The organism is Marinomonas pontica, assembly GCF_026191375.1.
In the GTDB taxonomy this organism is placed as follows: Bacteria; Pseudomonadota; Gammaproteobacteria; order Pseudomonadales; family Marinomonadaceae; genus Marinomonas; species Marinomonas pontica.
Genome location: NZ_JAODTL010000057.1, coordinates 1 through 20,502, shown reverse-complemented (window position 1 = coordinate 20,502; position 20,502 = coordinate 1). Strand labels below are relative to the sequence as shown.

General features: G+C 46.6%; 20 protein-coding genes, 1 tRNA gene and 2 pseudogenes. 9 read left to right on the top strand and 14 right to left on the bottom strand.

Annotated elements, in window-relative coordinates; genetic code table 11:
* Positions 1-28: 28 nt before the first annotated feature.
* The 3 genes and pseudogenes from yajC to queA all read right to left on the bottom strand — a co-directional run bounded on the left by yajC (position 29) and on the right by queA (position 2,636).
* Positions 29-354, bottom strand: a pseudogene (gene yajC, locus N5P32_RS17040) (preprotein translocase subunit YajC).
* Positions 355-423: 69 nt separating this feature from the next.
* On the bottom strand, positions 424-1,542 hold the full coding sequence (tgt, locus tag N5P32_RS17035) for a tRNA guanosine(34) transglycosylase Tgt (RefSeq protein WP_265730208.1): 1,119 nt from the start codon (positions 1,540-1,542) through the stop codon (positions 424-426).
* 32 nt (positions 1,543-1,574) lie between these two features.
* Positions 1,575-2,636, bottom strand: a complete 1,062-nt coding sequence (queA, locus tag N5P32_RS17030) for a tRNA preQ1(34) S-adenosylmethionine ribosyltransferase-isomerase QueA (protein ID WP_265730205.1) — start codon at positions 2,634-2,636, stop codon at positions 1,575-1,577.
* A gap of 158 nt (positions 2,637-2,794) precedes the next feature.
* Between queA and N5P32_RS17025 the strand changes: the two genes are divergently transcribed.
* Together N5P32_RS17025 and N5P32_RS17020 are read left to right on the top strand one after the other, a co-directional pair.
* Positions 2,795-2,879, top strand: a tRNA-Leu gene (locus tag N5P32_RS17025).
* 85 nt (positions 2,880-2,964) lie between these two features.
* Positions 2,965-3,228: a DUF2986 domain-containing protein gene (locus N5P32_RS17020; protein WP_265730204.1), complete on the top strand. Its 264-nt coding sequence runs from the start codon at positions 2,965-2,967 to the stop codon at positions 3,226-3,228.
* Here the strand turns inward: N5P32_RS17020 and N5P32_RS17015 are convergent.
* Positions 3,225-4,040, bottom strand: coding sequence for a helix-turn-helix domain-containing protein (locus N5P32_RS17015; RefSeq protein WP_265730203.1), 816 nt, complete (start codon positions 4,038-4,040; stop codon positions 3,225-3,227). The genes N5P32_RS17020 and N5P32_RS17015 overlap by 4 nt on opposite strands.
* A 224-nt stretch (positions 4,041-4,264) precedes the next feature.
* Between N5P32_RS17015 and N5P32_RS17010 the strand changes: the two genes are divergently transcribed.
* From N5P32_RS17010 to N5P32_RS17000, 3 genes are read left to right on the top strand one after another with little or no spacing between them, the layout of a single operon-like run.
* Positions 4,265-5,698: an alanine/glycine:cation symporter family protein gene (locus tag N5P32_RS17010; RefSeq protein ID WP_265730202.1), complete on the top strand. Its 1,434-nt coding sequence runs from the start codon at positions 4,265-4,267 to the stop codon at positions 5,696-5,698.
* A gap of 54 nt (positions 5,699-5,752) precedes the next feature.
* Entirely contained in the window at positions 5,753-7,156 is a 1,404-nt protein-coding gene (locus N5P32_RS17005) for an aspartate ammonia-lyase (protein ID WP_265730201.1), read from the top strand.
* Entirely contained in the window at positions 7,153-8,184 is a 1,032-nt protein-coding gene (locus N5P32_RS17000; protein ID WP_265730200.1) for an asparaginase, read from the top strand. The genes N5P32_RS17005 and N5P32_RS17000 overlap by 4 nt, the downstream gene beginning before the upstream one ends.
* A gap of 54 nt (positions 8,185-8,238) precedes the next feature.
* On the opposite strand, the gene N5P32_RS16995 is transcribed toward N5P32_RS17000, so the two are convergent.
* The 3 genes from N5P32_RS16995 to N5P32_RS16985 all read right to left on the bottom strand — a co-directional run bounded on the left by N5P32_RS16995 (position 8,239) and on the right by N5P32_RS16985 (position 9,794).
* Complete coding sequence (locus N5P32_RS16995; RefSeq protein WP_265730199.1) at positions 8,239-8,595, bottom strand: VOC family protein; 357 nt, start codon at positions 8,593-8,595, stop codon at positions 8,239-8,241.
* Positions 8,596-8,602: 7 nt separating this feature from the next.
* Complete coding sequence (locus tag N5P32_RS16990) at positions 8,603-9,490, bottom strand: EamA family transporter (protein WP_265730198.1); 888 nt, start codon at positions 9,488-9,490, stop codon at positions 8,603-8,605.
* Between the two features lie 106 nt (positions 9,491-9,596).
* A complete protein-coding gene (locus tag N5P32_RS16985; protein WP_265730197.1) occupies positions 9,597-9,794 on the bottom strand; it encodes a 4-oxalocrotonate tautomerase family protein in 198 nt (65 codons plus the stop codon).
* Between the two features lie 72 nt (positions 9,795-9,866).
* Here N5P32_RS16985 and N5P32_RS16980 point away from each other — a divergent pair, with 72 nt between their 5' ends.
* Positions 9,867-10,382 (top strand): GtrA family protein, encoded by a 516-nt coding sequence (locus tag N5P32_RS16980; RefSeq protein WP_265730196.1) that lies wholly within the window; start codon positions 9,867-9,869, stop codon positions 10,380-10,382.
* Here the strand turns inward: N5P32_RS16980 and N5P32_RS16975 are convergent.
* The 4 genes from N5P32_RS16975 to N5P32_RS16960 all read right to left on the bottom strand — a co-directional run bounded on the left by N5P32_RS16975 (position 10,344) and on the right by N5P32_RS16960 (position 13,434).
* Entirely contained in the window at positions 10,344-11,345 is a 1,002-nt protein-coding gene (locus N5P32_RS16975; RefSeq protein ID WP_265730195.1) for a pirin family protein, read from the bottom strand. The genes N5P32_RS16980 and N5P32_RS16975 overlap by 39 nt on opposite strands.
* A gap of 148 nt (positions 11,346-11,493) precedes the next feature.
* Complete coding sequence (locus N5P32_RS16970; RefSeq protein ID WP_265730194.1) at positions 11,494-11,811, bottom strand: ATP-binding protein; 318 nt, start codon at positions 11,809-11,811, stop codon at positions 11,494-11,496.
* Between the two features lies 1 nt (position 11,812).
* Positions 11,813-12,757: a histidine kinase dimerization/phospho-acceptor domain-containing protein gene (locus N5P32_RS16965; RefSeq protein WP_265730193.1), complete on the bottom strand. Its 945-nt coding sequence runs from the start codon at positions 12,755-12,757 to the stop codon at positions 11,813-11,815.
* A complete protein-coding gene (locus N5P32_RS16960) occupies positions 12,754-13,434 on the bottom strand; it encodes a response regulator transcription factor (protein WP_265730192.1) in 681 nt (226 codons plus the stop codon). The genes N5P32_RS16965 and N5P32_RS16960 overlap by 4 nt, the downstream gene beginning before the upstream one ends.
* Positions 13,435-13,592: 158 nt before the next feature.
* Here N5P32_RS16960 and N5P32_RS16955 point away from each other — a divergent pair, with 158 nt between their 5' ends.
* Positions 13,593-14,615, top strand: a complete 1,023-nt coding sequence (locus tag N5P32_RS16955) for a glycosyltransferase family 2 protein (protein ID WP_265730191.1) — start codon at positions 13,593-13,595, stop codon at positions 14,613-14,615.
* A gap of 20 nt (positions 14,616-14,635) precedes the next feature.
* Complete coding sequence (locus N5P32_RS16950) at positions 14,636-16,036, top strand: ArnT family glycosyltransferase (RefSeq protein ID WP_265730190.1); 1,401 nt, start codon at positions 14,636-14,638, stop codon at positions 16,034-16,036.
* Positions 16,037-16,125: 89 nt separating this feature from the next.
* Here the strand turns inward: N5P32_RS16950 and gbdR are convergent, their stop codons facing one another.
* Both gbdR and N5P32_RS16940 read right to left on the bottom strand, forming a co-directional pair.
* Positions 16,126-17,241: a choline metabolism transcriptional regulator GbdR gene (gbdR, locus tag N5P32_RS16945; protein WP_409371114.1), complete on the bottom strand. Its 1,116-nt coding sequence runs from the start codon at positions 17,239-17,241 to the stop codon at positions 16,126-16,128.
* Positions 17,242-17,500: 259 nt separating this feature from the next.
* Entirely contained in the window at positions 17,501-18,628 is a 1,128-nt protein-coding gene (locus tag N5P32_RS16940; protein WP_265730189.1) for an FAD-binding oxidoreductase, read from the bottom strand.
* A 277-nt stretch (positions 18,629-18,905) separates the two neighbouring features.
* Between N5P32_RS16940 and N5P32_RS16935 the strand changes: the two genes are divergently transcribed.
* Positions 18,906-20,180 (top strand): aromatic ring-hydroxylating oxygenase subunit alpha, encoded by a 1,275-nt coding sequence (locus N5P32_RS16935; RefSeq protein WP_322783889.1) that lies wholly within the window; start codon positions 18,906-18,908, stop codon positions 20,178-20,180.
* Positions 20,181-20,302: 122 nt separating this feature from the next.
* On the opposite strand, the pseudogene pssA reads toward N5P32_RS16935, so the two are convergent.
* Positions 20,303-20,502 (bottom strand): annotated as a pseudogene (gene pssA / locus N5P32_RS16930) (CDP-diacylglycerol--serine O-phosphatidyltransferase); the annotation flags it as partial.

Sequence of the window (20,502 nt, the reverse complement as noted above, 5' to 3'; positions counted from 1 at the left end):
GCGCTAAAAAGGCGCTTTTCTGAGAAAGTTAAATAGACTTTAACGTTCCTTTAGGCAATACAGCAGCAACAGAAGACTTTTGGAATTTCATTTCAACGCCTTCAGCAACTTCAAGCACTACGTAGTTATCATCTACTTTAGATACTTTACCTAGAACACCACCGCCAGTTACGACCTCAGTGCCTTTCGCTAATGATGCAATCAAGTTTTTATGCTCTTTTGCACGTTTCGCTTGTGGGCGCCACATAAGGAAGTAAAAATAACAACGAAGCCAGCAAGAAGCACTAGGTTAAAAATACCTGCATCTGCTGGTGCGCCGCCTTCAGCGTAAGCTGGTGAGATCAATGCGATCATGAGTTAACTCTCCAATGGTTTATGAAACTCTCGCCGTTCTTACCGTTAAGAACATGCATATTTTGTTTATTATTCACTCAAAGGCGGCGTTTCTAAGCCGCGCTTTGCATAAAACTCGTCAACAAAGGCGTCAAATCTACCTTCATCGAGCGCCTTACGCAATCCCGCCATGAGCGTTTGGTAATATCGTAGATTATGAATGGTGTTTAATTGAGCACCGACCATTTCTTGACACTTATCCAAATGATGTAAATAAGACCGAGAAAAGTTTTTACAAGTGTAACAATCACATTCTTTGTCTAATGGCCCCACATCATGACGATATTGCGCATTACGAATACGCACCACACCATCCGATGTAAACAAATGTCCGTTACGAGCATTACGCGTAGGCATAACACAATCGAACATATCCACACCACGACGAACACCCTCAACCAAATCTTCTGGCTTGCCAACGCCCATCAAATAACGAGGCTTATCGGCCGGCATTTTTGGTGTAGTGTGGTCTAACACCTTCATCATTTCGTCTTTCGGCTCGCCCACGGACAATCCGCCGATCGCATAGCCATCAAACCCAATATCAACCAAACCCTCTAAGGATTCATCACGAAGGTTCTCGTACATGCTGCCTTGAATGATCCCAAACAAAGCAGACGGGCTATCTCCGTGTTCGTCTTTCGAGCGCTTCGCCCAACGCAAACTCATGCGCATGGACTTAGCTGCCACTTCCGGTGTTGCCGGATAAGGCGTACATTCGTCGAAGATCATTACAATATCAGAGCCAAGGTCACGCTGAACTTGCATGGATATTTCAGGGCTTAAAAATACTTTAGAGCCATTTATTGGCGAACGAAAGCTAACACCCTCTTCCGTAATTTTACGCATTTCGCCAAGTGAAAAGACTTGAAATCCACCGGAATCCGTCAGAATTGGCTTTTTCCATTGGGTAAAATCATGCAAATCTCCATGGGCTTTCACCACATCTGTCCCCGGACGCAACCAAAGATGAAACGTGTTACCCAAAATAATATCGGCACCAATTTCTTCAATGTCTTTGGTCAACATGCCTTTCACCGTACCGTAAGTACCAACAGGCATAAAAGCGGGCGTTTCAACCTTCCCACGTGGAAACGTCAAAGTCGCTCTGCGCGCCTTCCCTGACGTAGTGTGAAGTTCAAAATCCATAAAACATTCTGGACGCTTATCAGACATACGTCTTATTCCTCACTTTGCGGGCCTTTGGCCTGCGCATTTCGTGTAATAAACATGGCATCACCATAACTAAAAAATCGATATTTCTGCTCTACTGCCGCTTTATAAGCCGCCATTACATGATCGTAGCCTGCAAACGCACTGATCAGCATAATCAACGTGGATTCTGGCAAATGAAAATTTGTCACCAACGCATCCACGGTTTTAAATTCATAACCTGGGTAAATAAAGATACTGGTGTCGTCCTTCATCGGCGCTATTTCACCACTTTGACTCGCCGATTCAAGGCTGCGTACACTGGTCGTCCCAACCGCAATCACTCGACCACCACGCGCCTTTGTGGCTTTTACCTGTTCAACCACACTGGGCTCAACTTCCACATACTCTGCATGCATTATATGGTCTTGCACATTTTCCACCTTCATCGGTTGAAATGTCCCAGCACCGACATGTAAGGTAACAAATGCCGTTTCAACCCCTTTTGCCTTCAGTTTTTCAAGTAACGCCTCATCAAAATGCAGCCCCGCTGTAGGTGCTGCCACCGCTCCGGGTTTTTGATTGTAAACCGTTTGATAACGCTCTTGGTCGCTGTCTTCATCCGGTCGCTCAATGTATGGAGGCAACGGCATGTGCCCCACTCGAGTCAACACATCCAAAACCGGCTCATTAAAAACAAGATGAAACAACACGCCAGACCGAGCCAGCATAGTGGCTTCAATTTGCTCGCCTTTATCTTGCCCCAAAATCAGCTTGCTGTTTTCTTTCGGCGATTTACTCGCACGAACATGCGCCAACGCCTCGTTGGTGTTAATCACACGCTCAATCAAGATCTCCACTTTTCCGCCGGATTCCTTTTGCCCAAAAACACGCGCCGCAATAACACGCGTGTTATTAAACACCATCAAATCACCAGGCTGCACCAAGTTCAGCACATCCGGAAACTGACGATGCGCAAGCTCACCACTAGGACCATCGAGATGCAATAATCGACTCGCGGTTCTATCTGGCGTGGGATAGTTGGCAATTAGAGAATCGGGTAAATCAAAGTGATAATCTGAAACGAGCATGAAAAGAAAACTACCTAGAAAAAATGACCCAGTATTCTAGCGAAAATCCGTTGAAAAAGGTACTTCCAAGCAACACCTTCGTAAAAAGATAAAATTATTTATAAAGATGTGTTGACTAATATTAAAAAACATCTATTATACGCCTCACCTTTTTCAAGGCCAGTGTGGTGGAATTGGTAGACACGACGGATTCAAAATCCGTTGCCTTCGGGTGTGGCGGTTCGAGTCCGCCTACTGGTACCAACATAAAAAAGCCCTGATCGTTGATCAGGGCTTTTTTTTCGTTCCTTGAATGTCATTCTTGGACCATTAACAAGACAAGCCCCATGTGCTATTACTGTTGCGCATCGGTCTACAGCATCATTTTAGGAATACACATGAATCGCCGCAAAAAAATCAAAGACATTTACGACAAGCGTATGAAGCAGGCCAACCTAAAGGCGAACCCAAAAAAGCCAAGCCTAAATACATTTCTAAAGCTGAACGCGCAAAAATGGAAGCCGAAGCCGCTGCCAATCAAACCGACGCAGCAGATATCCAAGCTATTGAAACAAGCGAAGCGTCAGAAACAATCGACACTAAAGACGCTTAAAACCGCGCCCTAAAATGCCAGTCTCCTTCGTTCATATCATTAGTGATAGACTGGCAAATATCTTCATCCAACTCGTCATCGTTAATGTCATACAACCCGCATTGAGCCACCGCACGCTGTTTGTTGATATTTTTACCTAAATATTCATACACCACGCGCACGCAACAAGGCGCTCTCTCGCCACTGCCCGACACCCCCAAACGCAAACCGGTCAAGCGCTCAACACGATTTCGAAACGATGGGTACAGAATCGTTTGCGTCATCTCAACGTGAGTCTGCACCTCATAATCGATTAAAAAAAGCCGGTCTGACAACAGCTGAACCACACCTCGGTAAATACCATGAAACGACTTTTTTGCATTTCTGGGATTCAAACGCTCAGTACGCTGGTAATAGGTTTTGTCACCTTGTGACTCTATATGCACCAAAGTCCTTAGAATTTTCCCAGGGCAAGCCATGGAAAAATAATACTCAAAATAATAGCCACAATACTTTGATAGCCCGTGCTGACCAGACTCATTAAGCACATTAAATTGCTGCTGCTCAGGCGACACGGTTGTTATGTCGTCGTTCAGGCGGATTGGACGAGACTGTACCAATTGCGCGAACTCTACACTTGACAGCATCATTTCAGCAGGTTCCACCCCGAAAAACTCACCAATACGTCGCAGCGTACTGTTACTGGGTACTGTGGTGCTATTTAAGTAACGATTGAATTGAGCACGATTAATATTCAAGCGCCGACATACATCTGCTACCGATTTGTAATAACTGCACAACAACTGCAAATTCGACGCTAGATTTTCAACCATGTTTTAATCCACCCCATTTCCACCACTAGAAAGCGTCAGTGTAATCAATAACCCTCTCAAAAACACGCCAAAAATGATGCTACTTGATACTCGAAAAGCATCAAATAGCATCACAAAGTACCTTTTTACGAACTCCCTTTCTGACTGTTTTTTCGTTCCAATGAGCACTCTAACAAACTCAGTTTTTCTCAATAATAAATCTAAAAATAGGAGCTCAACCTATCATGCTATCCCTTCTCACCGACTTGCTTTGGAGCAAGGTTCTTATCGCCGTATTAATCGGCATTGGTATCTGGTTCACCGTTGCGACCCGTTTTGTGCAATTTCGCTATTTTGGCAACATGTTTGGCATTCTGACGGCCAAACACCATGAAGACGATGGCAAACACTTAAGCTCATTTCAAGCCTTAATCTTATCCGTGGCCGGCCGCGTTGGCGGTGGCAATATTGCTGGTGTGGCCGTCGCCATTACGATTGGTGGCCCAGGCGCGATTTTCTGGATGTGGGTGGTTGGCCTAATGGGCATGGCAACCAGCTTCGTGGAATGTATGCTGGCGCAAACATATAAAAAGGCAGAGAACGATGGTACGTATCGTGGCGGCCCTGCTTACTATATTGAGCGCGGTCTAGGCAAAAACTGGAAATGGCTTTCTGTCTTATATTCCATCTTGCTGTTGGCAACGTTTGGTATCGCCTTCACCACATTACAGTCGTATTCTGTCGCAACGTCATTAGAAGACGCTTTCGGCATCCAACCTTACTACAGCGGCATTGGTATGGCCCTCATTGTTGGCCTAATTATTTTTGGCGGCGTAAAGCGCATCGCGCAAGTTGCTGAAGTGTTGGTTCCTATTATGGCAGGCGGTTACTTACTGATTGCCCTGATTGTTCTAGCCATGAACCTAGAAGCCATTCCAGATACGTTACTTATGATAGTAAAAAGCGCCTTTGGACTAGAGCCTGCCTTTGGCGGCGGCATTGGTGCAGCGATTTTGATGGGCGTAAAACGTGGGCTTTTTTCTAACGAAGCAGGCCTTGGTAGCGCGCCAAACGTAGCCGCTGTGGCGTATATTCCGCACCCAGCTAACCAAGGTATTGTTCAAGCCTTCTCTGTTTTTATCGACACTATCGTACTGTGCACTTGTACCGCTTTGATCATTCTTCTTGGCAGTGCTTATGACCCAAGCAGTACAGACACCGTTCAAGGCGTTGCACTAACGCAAGCCTCATTAGCGACGCACATGGGCGATTATGGGCGCATGTTTGTTAGTATCGCTCTGCTGCTATTTGGCTTTAGTACGATTTTATACAACTACTACTTGGGCGAGAACAGCGTAAGTTACCTAACCAAATCAGACAATCATGGCTTCTACATGAACGCCTTCCGCGTCATCATCATTTGCCTTTGCTGCACCGGCGCCATTCTTGACCTGGGCACAGTGTTCGCGTTTGCAGATTTAAGCATGGGCTTATTGGCACTGGTTAACTTATTCGCGCTCGCCTTGCTGTTTAAAGTCGCCAAACGCGTCATGAAAGATTTTGACGATCAACGTAAGCAAGGCAATAACACCCCCACATTTGAAGCAAACCGTTTTGCCGATTTGGATCTAGACCAAGAATCTTGGCCAAATAACGACAACACAAAAAACCAACCATAACCCAACCTAGCAGACGTCTCACCGTACTTCGGTGAGACATCGAGGAAAATCATCATGAATACTCGCTCTGAATACGATTTACTTGGCAATATGGACGTTCCCGTTGACGCCCTGTACGGCATACAAACATTGCGCGCTGCTCAGAATTTTTCGATCACTGGCGTCCCTATCTCGCATTTCCCTGAACTGATTAAAGCGCTGGCCATGGTAAAAGCGGTGGCGGCTCGAACCAACCAAGAAATGAAATTGTTGTCGGCCGAAAAAGCCGATGCGATTGTCTATGCCTGCCAAGATTTAATCCAAGGTCAATATCACGAACAATTCATTGTCGACGTTATTCAAGGCGGCGCCGGCACATCAACTAACATGAACGCCAATGAAGTCATTGCCAACATTGCCTTAATGAAATTGGGTCATGAAAAGGGCGAATACAAATACCTACACCCAAATGACGACGTAAACCGCTCACAATCCACAAATGATGCGTACCCAACGGCGGCATGCCTAGGCATTCAATTTGCGGCAGACAACTTTGTCCCCAGTCTTGCCTCACTAAAGGAAGCGCTAGAAGCCAAAGCGCGCGAGTTCGCGCACATAGTGAAAATGGGGCGCACGCAGCTGCAAGATGCCGTACCAATGACATTAGGCCAAGAATTTGATGCCTTTGCCGTTACCCTTGGCGAGGACATTGATCGCATCAGCGAAGCTTGCACCCTACTTTGCGAAGTGAACCTTGGTGGCACCGCCATCGGCACCGGCATCAACACACCGGAAGGTTACGCTAAAATGGTCGTTGAGAAATTAGCCACCATTTCAACAAAACCCCTTGTCCCTGCCAGCAACCTAGTCGAAGCCACCTCCGACATGGGCGCATTCGTATTCTTTTCTGGGATTTTAAAACGCCTTGCGATCAAACTAAGCAAGATGAGCAATGACTTACGCTTGCTATCCAGCGGACCAAGAACCGGTTTAGGCGAAATCAATTTACCTCCTATGCAACCGGGCTCTTCTATTATGCCTGGCAAAGTAAACCCAGTGATTCCCGAGGCAATGAACCAAACCGCCTATCAAGTCATTGCCTCAGATCTTGCGGTGACACTGGCCGCTGAAGCTGGCCAGTTACAGCTAAACGCCATGGAGCCCATGATCATTTATAACGTACTCAATTCGTTAAAAATGCTCAAAGAAGCCTGCCAAATGCTGGAAACACGCTGCATACGCGGCATCACGGCCAACGAAGCAGTATGTGCAGGTCACGTTGAAAACAGCATTGGCATCATTACGGCGTTGGTTCCGCACATTGGTTACGCCAACGCCTCCCGCATTGCCAATACGGCACTGCATACGGGCAATACCGTGAAAGCCTTGGTCATCGAAGAAAACCTACTTACCGAGGAGCAAGTGAACATTTTACTCAGCCCACAGTCCATGCTGTCGCCTAGCAAGGTGGTCATATGAGCGCTCAAGTTCTAATTTTATACACAGGCGGCACCATAGGCATGGTGCAAACAGAGCAGGGCTTGGCCCCTGCTTCTGGCTTGCAAGAGCGCATCGAAATGGCATTAGGGTTAAGCATAAACACACTACCCTCTTTTGAAGTGCTGGAAATTTCACCACTAATAGACAGCGCCAACATCACGCCTCAGCACTGGACAAAATTAGCGTCTATTCTGGCGACACATTGGCAGGATTACGATGGCTTTGTCATTTTACATGGCACGGACACCATGGCTTACACTGCTTCGACGTTGTCCTTCATGCTAGGAGCTTGTGCGAAAAATATCATCCTAACAGGCTCACAAATTCCACTGGGGATGAACCGCAGCGATGCCACCTCCAATCTGCAAGCGGCGTTATCGCTGGCGGTTTCCCATAGAATTGCGGACGTGAGCCTAGTATTTGATGGCAAACTCATGCGCGGTAATCGGATCCAAAAAATCAGCAGCGGCCGTTTTGAAGCGTTCCATACGCCAAATGACGATCTGCTTGGAGAACTTGCGATTGACGTTCAGCTATACCCAAATCGCATGACCCAGAGCGACACCACGAACCCACACTCATCGCTGGACAACAACATTGTCAGTTTCAAAGACGGCGCCGTTGGAGTAATCACATTGCACCCTAGCCAGCCAGCGTCAATCTACCAAAGCGTATTAGACGATGACCATTGCAAAGCCATCGTGCTGATGACCTACGGCGCCGGCAATGTGCCCGATCAAAATCCGGCGTTTTTGTCGTTCTTAACAGAAGCCATGTTGCGCAAGAAAAACATCGTCAACCTAACGCAATGCTTGCATGGCGGCGTATCCCAAGGTGCGTACGCTGCAGGATCGATTTTATCGTCGATGAATGTCTTAAGTGGCAGAGACATGACCTTAGAGGCCGCGTTCAGTAAGCTTCACTGGTTGATCGCAACAGGCGAACACTATTACAGCATATTGGAAAAGTGGAATATCAATTATTGCGGCGAATTCACACCGCAATAACGATTCAACATAATCATGTATGGCCTTTTCACTTGCGCGCAAAGGCCATTCTTTTTACTCGCTTGGCTCACTCCACACCGCCCATTCATTGCCACACGGATCAAGAAAGTGAAACCGACGTCCGCCCGGAAAATCAAAGATCACCTGCTCTATCGTCCCACCTGCTGCCTGTACTTTTTCAAAGACAACCTCTAACTCATTGCTGTACAAAATCACCAGCGCCGCGCCGTTTTGTGGCCTTGAGCAAAAATTTGCCTGAAAAAATCCGCCATCCAAACCCGCATTTTCAAAGGCAGAGTATTCCGCACCGTAATCTGTAAACCCCCAACCAAACACTTGACTGAAAAACGCTTTATTTAACGCCAAATCTCGTGCTGGCAGTTCTACGTAATTGATCTTATTAGGTTCCATGCATTCCTCACTTCACTGTCGATGTTACGACTAAAACAACGCTCATTAAAATCATAGCGCCGCCAACCCACTGTTGCTTTGTCATTTTTTCGGCAAAGCGTACTTTCGAATAGTAGAGAGTGCCAATTATTTCAATCTGCCCTAACGTTTTCACCAAAGCCGGATTCACTAACGCAAAGCCTGTAAACCAACCAATAGAACCCAAAGAACTCAACACTCCTACTTTGCAACTTAGCGCAAATTCATGCTTAAAAGGAGCCAGCAAATCTTTGCTTTTATACATCTGAATACCGCACAGAATAATAGACTGCAACGCCAACACATACCAAAGCGTCACGCCAGCACTGGTTACTAACGCCCCCGATAAAGCATGACTGGCCATCGACGCCGTAACAGACGTAATCGCAAAACAAAGCCCGCTTGCTAACCCAAGCAACAAAGAGATGTCTTTATGCGCTTGTCTAATATTCTTCCACTTCACACTCATGACAACCGCGCCCAATACACCTAAAAATATACCAGCCCATGACCCTATCGTCAGAGTGTAATGCAATAAAGGCAAGCCAATCAGGGCGGCGAGCACCGCTTCGGTCTTCGCCAATAAAGTTCCCATGGCAAAACTGCCGGACTGAAACGCTCTTAACATAAAATACGTCGCCATAATCTGTGCAACAGCGCACACACTGGCAGCAATGAAAAAGCGCAGATTATTAGCCATTGATACCCAACCAAATAGCGACCAACAAATAACCAGGTACACACTGACCAATGGCAAACCATATAAAGACCGCGCCATCGTGGCATGTAAGAAGCCAGCTTCACGAGCCAGAGTGTTTTGATACGCCGTTCGAACCGACTGACAACCCGCCGCAAACAGAGTAATAAAGATCCACATACCAACGCCTTATAGAGTCATTTGAAAGCGCTAGCATGCGGTTAAGAAAAGTATTTGTAAAAGGAATTAAACTTATATTTTGGATTCCTATTAGGAATCCATTTTGCTATTTTTTTCTCAATTCGGTGACCTGCTCGCCAGCAATCCCCCAGTTATCTGTGCTCACTTCATCAATCACCACCACCGTCGTCGCGGGATTTTTGCCAAGCACATCCACCAGCAAATCCGTCGTGCCTTTTATCAGTGCTTGCTTTTGTTCTTTGGTCACACCTTCATCAGTAATTCGTATATTGACATAGGGCATAATGGCTTCCTTGTTATTTTCAGCTCGTTAAATTTCATATTTTTTTAATATGCAGGCCTTTAGAATGGCATTATGAAGCGACTTTTTAAACACACTTTTATACGTTTTGCCCTTGTTGGCGGCATCGGCTTTTTGGTCGATCTTGCCAGTATGCTGCTGCTTTCCATTTGGCTGCCTCACATTGCCGCCCGTGCTCTGGCTTTTTGGGTTGCCGCTACCTCGAATTGGTGGTGGAACCGAACAATGACGTTTCGTCACACGACATCGCCCAACAACAAAAAAGCCGCCGCACTGCAATGGATGCAATTTATCGGCGGCTCTTTGATTGCCTTCATTCCTAACTGGGGGTGTTACCTTGCACTCATGGCGCAACCCCTGCTTTTCGGATTCCACATTGGAGCAATTGTGGCCATATATGGCGATGGTACCCGGCGTGTTAATCGGCATGATACTGAACTATCTTTTGTCGCGCTTTTGGGTCTTTTCCCCAGCCAAACTAGACACGTAAACGCATCCGTTTACACAAAGAAAAACACCCAAGGCCATTATTTAAGACGCCTCGCCATGCTCAGCAAAACGGCCTTTTGACTTATCGTGCACTTGGTCGTGACGAGGCCAAGGCCAACCACCAAACTGCGTTCGTTGGTAGTCGTTAAAAGCTTGCTGAAGCTCCGCTCTGGTGTTCATCACGAAAGGACCATGCTGCTCGACATGTTCGCCAATAGGACGACCCTGCAATAATAAGAAGCGGGCTTTTTTGCCCTTGTTTTTCAGTACTAAAGGCGCATCGCTTTTTAGGACAAAAGCTTCATTGATAGAGGCGTTCGTTTCATCCAATGCCACCTTTTCACCTTCGAAAAAGTACAGCGTACGACTCAGGTTCGCGGCTGCCGCTGGCAAAGTCCACTCGCCTTGTTCAGGTAAATCAATCAACCAAATAGCGACATCATTCTGACTATCCGCTGCCCATGAATTTGGTGGACATGGCGAAGGATCAACATTCTGAAACGCCCCAGCCACGACTTTAACTTGAGTTTCTAGACCGTGACTGTCAGCCACACTCACCACTGGCGTGTCTTCATTCCACAGCATGGTAAAATGCGGCGGTACCATTTTGTTCTTACTTGGCAGGTTTAACCAAATCTGAAAAAGCTCCAGCGGATTAGGGCCTTCCTCATTCAACAAAGGGAACATTTCAGAATGCTGCACACCTTCGCCCGCAGTCATCCACTGAGTGTCACCTTCGCCATAGCGCCCAGCGGCACCGATTGAATCCGCGTGATCCACAAAACCTTTGTTTACGATCGTGACCGTTTCAAACCCGCGATGCGGATGCGCTGGAAAACCTGGAATACTTTTTCCGTGATACATGCGCCAGCCATCAATACCACCAAAATCTTGCCCCAAAGGACGGTTACTCAGTGGTGCATCTGGCCCCATAGACCCATTTGCTTTAGGGTAAGTATCGTTATGAAATGCACAAAATAGGAAAGGATCAAACGTTGGCCAAAACATTTGCAACGGAATACGTTTTAAAATTGGTGAACTCACAGAATCTTCTCCATCAACATCTTTATCAATATAAGAGAAATAATAACATCAAAAAACTCGATTGTTTTATGCTGATATTGGATCTAATCTATCTGTTATTTCAATATATTTACCAGCAAACAAGCGTTTTCCAGCGCCGTAAATCCACTTATGGGTACACAGGAAACACCACACTTGCAGTGCAACCGGCCAACTCATTATCTTGCAAACTAAACGTACATTTATATTTTTCGCAAATATCCCGAACAATCATCAGCCCCAGCCCATAGCTCTCGCCGCCCGGTTTGCCACTTAGGCCGCAACCCGTATCAACAACAGACAAGACATTGTCTGAAACAACCAGATCAACCCGCCCCTCTTCGGTACACGCCAACGCATTTTTCACCAGATTTCCCACCAAAATATGAAAAGTCGGAATGGGGAGTTTCGTGATGATTTGCCCTTCCAGCACCACGTTCACCGACACATCAGGCGCCATCACGTAGCCCAAATGCATTTGCCGGATATTTTTCTAGTTCACTCGGCTGTACCGTGCGTGTTGCGATGGTGTCCAAATCTTCATCACGCGTCAGAGACAACAAGGTCGTTATGTAATCTTCCATTTCTTGGCAGGCTTGAATCATTCGTGCGCGTTGACGCTCCAAAAAGGCTTTTGAATCGGATTTGCCAAGTAACGTCGTCGCACCTTTCATAACCATCAGAGGCGTTCGTAATTCATGGCTAGCGTAGCGATTAAACGCCCGCTCTCGCTCTATCAAATCACGAATCTGTATTTGATAGCTGTTCAAGCGATCCACCAATTGACGAATTTCCCGCGTCGCTGCTCCTTCAGGCAATTCGATCGCACTTAGGTTAGCAGGACTGCGCTCACCAAGACGCTGAGACAACAGGGACAGCGGCTTGGTTAAGCGGTCAGAAATTCGCATAACCACCCACAAACTGACAATCAGTAAAAGCAAAGACAGCATCAGCTGAGTACTTTGCGTTTCAAACATTTGCTCTTCGGATATTTCATAAATTTCGTCATAATGAATGACGTAGATTTCTTTCATCTCACCGTTCAACATCACTTGCGAGCGCATGGAAAACATTTCTTCCGTGGTGTCAGAGTCTTCGTCTAGCTCAAACGGCTGGTCATCAATGATATTGGCGGCCAACACAATGCCGGGAGGCAAGTTTTCTTTCCCTACATACACTTCCGAAAATGGCGGAACGGACACATGCGTTTTTTGTGTTCCATTCAACAATGACACCGCCGTGTTTTTGTCTTTCAACATTCGATTTTCAGCGTAAATCATCTCTATGTTTTCTATCATCGACGTAAACATAGAAAAGTGAAACGCGATAATGGCAAACGCCACGATAGAAAAATACGTAAACGTCAGCTGTTTTGCGGTTTTAATTTGTTTCATTCATCACCTTCGGCGACCAAACGATAGCCTACTTTAGACACAGTGCGTAAATACGCATGGTCGAATGGGCGATCAATTAAGCTGCGTAATTGATAAATATGACTGCGCAGGACTTTACTATCCGGCTCCTCGTCCCCCCATAACGCATCACAAATTTCATCTTTTGACACCACATCAGGGGCTTTTTGAATCAGGCATTTTAGAATCGTGTACTGAGACGGGTTCAATGAATATCGGCCACCTTCACGCTGCAACACACGAGTATTCATATCCAACGAAAGCTGACCAAAGCTCAATATACGATTGGCAACACTGCCTTTACGACGTCTGACCAAGGCTTGCAATCGAGAGTCCAATATTTCCAAATCAAACGGCTTTACCAAGTAATCGTCGGCTAAATGGTCGAAGCCCGCCACAATGTCGTCTTTAGTATCCCGCGCGGTGAGCATCAAAATGGGCGTGTCGATCCCCGCTTCTCTTAATGATTTACAGACTGTGAGACCGTCCATTTTGGGCAACATAACATCCAGAATGATCGCATCATAATGGGCGGATTTTGCCAACTCGTACCCTTGTAGGCCATTACTCGCATAATCCAAAACATAATTTTTGATCTCAAAATAATCAAAAATCACGCCCGCAATGTCTTTATGGTCTTCTACTAACAGTAATTTCATTTTTGTCTTAGCCCTGCATCATTTATCACTCAAATAGAAATGAGCTTATGGAATCAGATTGTCACATAAAGACATGAAAATAAAGTGAACGACCTTTTTGCGACACAGGCCACTTTACGATGCTCAAATGAATTTTCATCGTATCTGGAGGTCAATAAATGAGCGCCATTCCGTATAGACAATATGCACACAGTGAACCTGTAAAAAAGCCAGTCACAAAAGCGCAACCTTTGGTTACGGTGATTATTCCTTTTTTAAACGAAGCCGATGTACTCACCATTTGTCACCAACGCGTTTGTGACGCGCTTGATCAACTTCACCAACACTGTGAAGTTCTGTATATCGATGACGGCAGTCAAGACAACAGCTGGGCATTGGTCAGCCAACTAAAACACCCATTACACCAGATTCGATGCCTTCGCCTCAGCCGAAACTTCGGCAAAGAAGCCGCCATGAGCGCCGGCATGAAATCGGCCTCTGGACGCTGTGTTATTTTATTGGATGCCGATTTGCAAGATCCACCGGAATACATTCCTGCCATGGTTGAAGCGTGGCAAGCAGGCGCCCAAGTGGTTGAAATGCAACGTCGCGAGCGACACGGAGAAAGCTGGATCAAACGCACCACGGCCCATTGTTTCTATCGTTTTATGTCAAAAATAAGCGATCACCCCATCACGGAAAACGTGGGTGACTTTCGTCTTATGGATCAAAAAGTCGTCAACGTCATCAACACCTTGCCAGAACGCACTCGTTTTATGAAAGGGCTACTTGCTTGGCCAGGCTTCACCCGCAAAATATTGACTTTCGATCGTGACCCACGATTAGCGGGCGACACCAAATGGAATTATCCGAAACTCATCCATTTGGCACTGGAAGGCATCACCTCGTTCAGCACAAAGCCATTACGCTGGGCGACCATGGCTGGCCTAACAACATCCGCCATTGCGTTTGTCATGGCATTGGTCATTTTCACGAAAACCATTGTGTGGGGCGATCCAGTAGCAGGTTACCCTTCGACCATGCTAATCATTTTATTTTTGGGTGGCATTCAGCTGCTGTCCATTGGTGTTTTGGGAGAATACATCGGCCGTTTGTTTATCGAATCCAAACAACGTCCTTTGTACGTCCTAATGGAAGACGCCACAACTAAACCAACTTTTCATACTGTGGACTCTGAGTAATGCCAAAAATGACGACACTAATGCCTTCAGTTAAATGGGCGCTAACCTTATTGATTAGCTGCCTAGTGCTACGATTTATTTCTTTATCACTGTATCCGCTTATGGACACAACGGAAGCGCGCTATGGGGAAATGGCTCGCATCATGTTCGAAACTGGCAACTGGATCACGCCCATGTTCGACTATGACATCCCATTCTGGGGAAAACCGCCCATTTTCACTTGGCTAAGCAGCGTGGGATTCAGCCTATTTGGCATAAACGAATTCGCCGCACGTGTTCCGCATCTTATTGTCGGTGTCGGTGTGATTTGGCTAACCTATCAACTGGCAAAAGACTACTTTCAGTCCACTCTCAGCGGCCTGTTTACCGCAGCGGTATTGGCGTCTACCGTGTCTTTTATCGTGCTCAGTGGCGCAGTAATGACAGACACCGCACTCACCTTTTCGATCGCGCTCAGCATGATCAGCTTTTGGCAGGCTTGGCGTAACAAAGGCAAACATTGGGGCTACCTGTTTTTCGTCGGCTTAGCACTGGGCATGTTATCCAAAGGCCCCTTGGCGATCGTATTAATCGGCATCAGCTTGACCATATGGCTGATCCCAAATGGTCGCTGGAAGCGACTCTGGCAGTTATTGCCTTGGGGGTATGGGACACTGGTGTTTCTGGTTATTTCAGTGCCATGGTACGCCATTGCAGAATACAGAACACCGGGTTTTTTAGACTACTTCATTGTCGGCGAACACATCAAACGCTTCATTGTCAGCGGCTGGCAAGGCGACCTGTATGGCACCGCTCACGAACGTACGCGCGGCACCATTTGGGTCTATGCCTTGATTTCAATGCTACCTTGGAGCCCATTACTCATTTGGCAATGGATCCGCTCTATAAAAGAAGACAAGGACATAGAAGAAAGCGCCGATGGATTCGGTAGTTACCTACTGTTTTGGATGCTGTCCCCAATGCTGTTATTCAGCTTTTCAGGCAACATATTGGCCAGCTACGTGATGCCTGCCTTACCAGCGATGGCGCTTTTGGTCGTGCATTTACACACTCAACGTCCGCTCGCGACTTGGCTTTATAAAGCAGGATTTATCACGCCGATCTTACTCATTGCTCTGATCAGTGCCATGCAGTTTGATTGGGTAACCAAACGCTCGGAAGACAAGATACTTGCCGTTTGGAAACAACAGCCAGAAGCCACACAAAGCGACTTGTTTTACCTACACAAACGCCCATTCTCTGGTCAATATTATTCGTCCGGCAAAGCAAAACAGCGCGTTGCGGATGTGAGCACTTGGCTGCCGTTGCAGGAAAAACCCTTTTTTATGGTTCAGTCGGCACAAGACACGACCCAATACGATCAATGGGACTGTGAACAACGAGGAAAAATTGGAAAAGAAGTATTAATCTACTGCCAGTAAGGTTTGCTTAGCAGCCGCTTACATCACACAAAAAAGCCTGACTCTTAACAAAGGGTCAGGCTTTTTTACGTCATAACACGCGGGACACCCTACACGACAACCGACCCATAGCTCGGTTCAGTGTGAGAATGACTGAGTGCATCATGAGCATGAGGAATATACACAATGGCGTCACCAGACTCAGCGTTCACAGCAAGATCAGGCACCTCACCCTTCCACGCGGTTTTGCGCTCATCGCGAGGAGATACGCCAATGTGCTTACGATAACAGCGACTAAAATGCGGCGTCGAAATGAAACCACACGCCATCGAAATCTCCACAATAGACATGTTCGATTGCTTCAACAGTTTACGCGCTCGCTCAAGTCGCAAACGCAAATAAAAACGCGACGGAGAACAATCCAAATGACGATGAAACATCCGTTCAATCTGACGACGAGACACGTCCACAAAGGTCGCCAATTCGTCCAACTCTATCGGCTCTTCCAAATTGTTTTCCATTAACTCAATCACATCCACCAACTTAGGCGTACACACTCCTACGTTGCTAAACTGGCGCATTGGCATGCGCTGCTGATCCGATTCATTACGAATGCGGTCACAGATAAACATATCAGAAATAGCGTTCGATAACTTAGGGCCATGCTGTTTCGTCATCATATTCAAAAACATGTCCATGGGCGCACTGCCGCCAGACGATGTCATACGGTCTTTATCGATGGAAAACAGTTTGTTGTTGCAGTTCACTTTCGGAAAGGTTTCTTGCAGTGCCGTCAAACACTCCCAATGCACGCTGCATTGATAGCCGTTCAACAACCCCGCATAGGCCAGCACATAAGCACCGGTGCAAATACCACCAAGCTGAACCCCTTTACGAGATTGCTTTGTCAGCCAAGACACTTGCTTCGCAGTAAAGGTTCGAGTGATATCAATACCGCCCGCCACGATAATAAGATCAAACTCGGCGCTGTTTTCAATGGACATATCTGGTGCCAAACTCAAGCCATCGCTAGCGGTTACTGATTTTCCATCCTCAGAAATCAGACTCCAACTGTACAATTCCTCTGCCGATAACTGATTCGCCATACGCAGCGGTTCAATGGAAGAAGCAAGCGCAATCATCGTAAAATGATCGAGCAATAAAAAACCTACTTTTGTTGTGCTTCTTGCATCGAAAGCAAGACCAGAGCCATTCGCCATTACCATATTAGTGTCCTCATATGTGTACTCCCTTAAGCTAGGCAAAATCCAGACCACATTCGCTTATGCTACCGAGAAATACTTTTATTATTTTTAAGGAGATACAAAATCCAAGGCATCATATCGTCTATTTACGCATTCAAAGCGGATGAAAAACGACACCGCGTTTTCCCCCATTCGTAAAACTTAACACCATGCACTAATATAGAACAAGATTGCTCTTTTATTGAACGCTTATTTAATAAAAAATACATCATAGTGCCGATTAATATTCCACCACCACGTTCGACTTCGGCACAGTACAACATGACAGCACATACCCCGCTTCGACGTCGTCGTCTGTAATCCCACCATTATGATCCATCTGAGTCTCCCCTTCCTTCACCAAGACTTTGCACGTTCCGCAAATACCCATACCGCAGGCCTTAGGAATCATCAGATCCAGTTTAGCCGCCGCCGTATGAAGCGTTTCGCCCGCGGCAATCTGAATGCTCTTACCACTTCCAGTGAACTCAACACGGACTAAATCTTCCTGATTTACGGCATCGGCTTCAGCTTGAGCCACTTCCGCCTGCTCAATAGCGTCTTCCACCACACTTGCCGGTGTCGCACCAAAAGACTCCTCATGGTAGTGGCTCATGTCGAAGCCTCTGGACTCAAGCAGATTCCTCACTGCCCGCATGTACGGTGCAGGGCCACAGCAAAAGATCTCACGCTCCATAAAATCAGGCGAAATCATATCCAGCTTCGCCGCATCCAAGTAGCCACGATACCCCTGCCAAGGCAAGCCATTCTCCATGCGCTCGACAATCAAATACAACCCAAAGTTGTCCAAACGCGCCGCCATGTGGTCTAACTCACGGGTGTAAATCACATCTCGTGGGGAACGCGCACTGTGGATGAACGTCATATCCACATCCGCATTCGTATCAAACCACCAACGCGCCATCGACATCACCGGCGTAATGCCCACGCCACCCGACAACAACAACACTTTTTCAGCAGGGAAATCGATACAGTTAAACTGTCCAACAGGCCCATGAACCGCCAACTCTGAACCCACGGTCATGTTTTCATGCAACCAATTCGACACCTCGCCGCCAGGCACACGCTTCACCGTAATGGAAAAACTGTACGGCACAGAAGGCGAACTCGAAATCGTGTAAGAACGCATCACCTGCTTATTCTCAATCTCCAACTCTAAGGTAACAAACTGCCCCGGCTTGAAGAAAAACATCACTGGCTGCTGAGCCATAAAACAAAACGTTTTGACGTCCCATGTTTCATGAATGACTTTCACACAACGGACATTGTGTCGTCCGTTTACCCAAGTTTGAGTATTTACCGGCGCTAAATAATCAGCATTTACCATAGCAGTCGAAGAGTTGGTCATATTGAAATCTCTTAATTGAAGTAGAGTACCTAAAATGGCATAACACCTTTTCGAGCCATTTTGGGTGCAGTCGGATTAAGCAAATTAACTCTAAACGACAATTAGTTGCTCATAGCGACCAAACCTAGACCAGCCAAGCCATTGCGAGTCGATTTATGTATCACCGTATGTCGTGAATGGTCATTTTCTGAGGAAGCGATTAAGCGACTATAGCTTCGTCGTTCACACACAACGCAAATGCAGCCCATCAATCTTTTTGTCATGAAGGTCCAGAAAGATGAATCAACACGATTTACTGAATGTTCGTCACGCTTCCCTAAACGAAGCAAAAATCACCATGGCCGAGATCCTAGAAAAACGTCCTAGCAATTATTCACTAGACGCTCAGCTTTATAATGACCCACATATGTTCAGAATAGACATGGAAGAAGTCTTCCAAAAAGAATGGCTATTTGTTGGTATGACCAGCGAAATCCCAAAAAAAGGCGACTACTTCACCGTAGAAGTTGGGCAAAACCCAATATTAATCGTGAGAGATGGCGAAGGTAACGTTCGCGCCTTTCACAACACCTGCCGTCATCGTGGCTCCGTTATTTGCACAGAACACCGAGGCAAAGTCGCCAACCTAGTCTGCCCGTATCATCAATGGACTTACGACTTAAAAGGCAACCTACTGTTTGCGGGCACCGAAATGAACAAAGATTTCGACATGAAGCAACACGGGCTCAAATCCGCATTCTGCAAAACCGGCGGCGGCTTCATCTACATCTGCCTAGGCAAAACCGAACCAGAAGACGGCTTTGACGACTACCTCGCCACGCTGGACGCTTACATGGAACCTTATGACGTTGAGAACACCAAACTCGCCGTAGAATCCACCATGTACGAACGCGCAAACTGGAAGCTGGTACTAGAAAATAACCGTGAATGCTACCACTGCGCCGGCAATCACCCAGAACTGCTGAACACACTATTAGAGTGGGACGACACCGAAGACCCGCGCGCACCACAAGACTTTCACGACCATTACAACGCTCAAGCAGCAAAATGGGACGCAGAAGGCATTCCTCACAAACACCAAAGCTTCGGCGCCGTACAGCGTAACCGCATCGTGCGCATGCCACTGAAAAAAGGCACCGAAGTGATGACTATGGACGGCACTAAAGCCTGCACCAAAACACTGGGAAGAATACAAAACCGCGAGCTAGGCTCCATGCGTATCCTGCACCTACCAAACTCATGGAACCACATGCAATCTGACCACTTTATCGTGTTTCGCGTATTGCCTATTTCAGCCCAAGAATCCATCGTCACCACCAAATGGTTCGTCCACAAAGACGCCGTAGAAGGCGTTGACTACGACACCGACAACCTACGCAAAGTATGGGACGCCACCAACGAACAAGACAAAGTGCTGGGTGAGCGTAACCAACTTGGCATCAACTCCATTGGCTACCAGCCGGGGCCGTATTCAGAAACCTACGAATTTGGTGTCATCAACTTCCTAGACTGGTACTCCGCTACCGTACAGAAAAACCTAAAGGAGAAATAACACAATCGGCCAACTTTCACGATCTTGAACCACCAAAAAACACAAACCAAAAAACAAAAAAAGCGAATCCTAGAATTCGCTTTTTTTGTTTTGCTGCCGAGCCGTTACAACGGCAATCACAACTACAGAATACGTTTTAACAATCGATCCGCCCGAGTACGAATGATCTTTTTCAGCAAACGCTGTGTCTTCAATGGATAATCCTGCATCGCCTCGAAATCAGCATAAGACGCCACACGCTGAGTGTGCTGATAAATATTGTCATATTCCGCCGTGAATTTACCCAACAAATGGCCATGAGGATCGTCCACCAACAGACCAT

Coding starts and splice junctions, on each gene's coding strand:
- tgt (WP_265730208.1), bottom strand. CDS start 1,542: ATGGATTTTGAACTTCACACTACGTCAGGGAAGGCGCGCAGAGCGACT.
- queA (WP_265730205.1), bottom strand. CDS start 2,636: ATGCTCGTTTCAGATTATCACTTTGATTTACCCGATTCTCTAATTGCC.
- N5P32_RS17015 (WP_265730203.1), bottom strand. CDS start 4,040: ATGGTTGAAAATCTAGCGTCGAATTTGCAGTTGTTGTGCAGTTATTAC.
- N5P32_RS17010 (WP_265730202.1), top strand. CDS start 4,265: ATGCTATCCCTTCTCACCGACTTGCTTTGGAGCAAGGTTCTTATCGCC.
- N5P32_RS17005 (WP_265730201.1), top strand. CDS start 5,753: ATGAATACTCGCTCTGAATACGATTTACTTGGCAATATGGACGTTCCC.
- N5P32_RS17000 (WP_265730200.1), top strand. CDS start 7,153: ATGAGCGCTCAAGTTCTAATTTTATACACAGGCGGCACCATAGGCATG.
- N5P32_RS16995 (WP_265730199.1), bottom strand. CDS start 8,595: ATGGAACCTAATAAGATCAATTACGTAGAACTGCCAGCACGAGATTTG.
- N5P32_RS16990 (WP_265730198.1), bottom strand. CDS start 9,490: ATGTGGATCTTTATTACTCTGTTTGCGGCGGGTTGTCAGTCGGTTCGA.
- N5P32_RS16985 (WP_265730197.1), bottom strand. CDS start 9,794: ATGCCCTATGTCAATATACGAATTACTGATGAAGGTGTGACCAAAGAA.
- N5P32_RS16980 (WP_265730196.1), top strand. CDS start 9,867: ATGAAGCGACTTTTTAAACACACTTTTATACGTTTTGCCCTTGTTGGC.
- N5P32_RS16965 (WP_265730193.1), bottom strand. CDS start 12,757: ATGAAACAAATTAAAACCGCAAAACAGCTGACGTTTACGTATTTTTCT.
- N5P32_RS16960 (WP_265730192.1), bottom strand. CDS start 13,434: ATGAAATTACTGTTAGTAGAAGACCATAAAGACATTGCGGGCGTGATT.
- N5P32_RS16955 (WP_265730191.1), top strand. CDS start 13,593: ATGAGCGCCATTCCGTATAGACAATATGCACACAGTGAACCTGTAAAA.
- N5P32_RS16950 (WP_265730190.1), top strand. CDS start 14,636: ATGCCTTCAGTTAAATGGGCGCTAACCTTATTGATTAGCTGCCTAGTG.
- gbdR (WP_409371114.1), bottom strand. CDS start 17,241: ATGGTAATGGCGAATGGCTCTGGTCTTGCTTTCGATGCAAGAAGCACA.
- N5P32_RS16940 (WP_265730189.1), bottom strand. CDS start 18,628: ATGACCAACTCTTCGACTGCTATGGTAAATGCTGATTATTTAGCGCCG.
- N5P32_RS16935 (WP_322783889.1), top strand. CDS start 18,906: ATGAATCAACACGATTTACTGAATGTTCGTCACGCTTCCCTAAACGAA.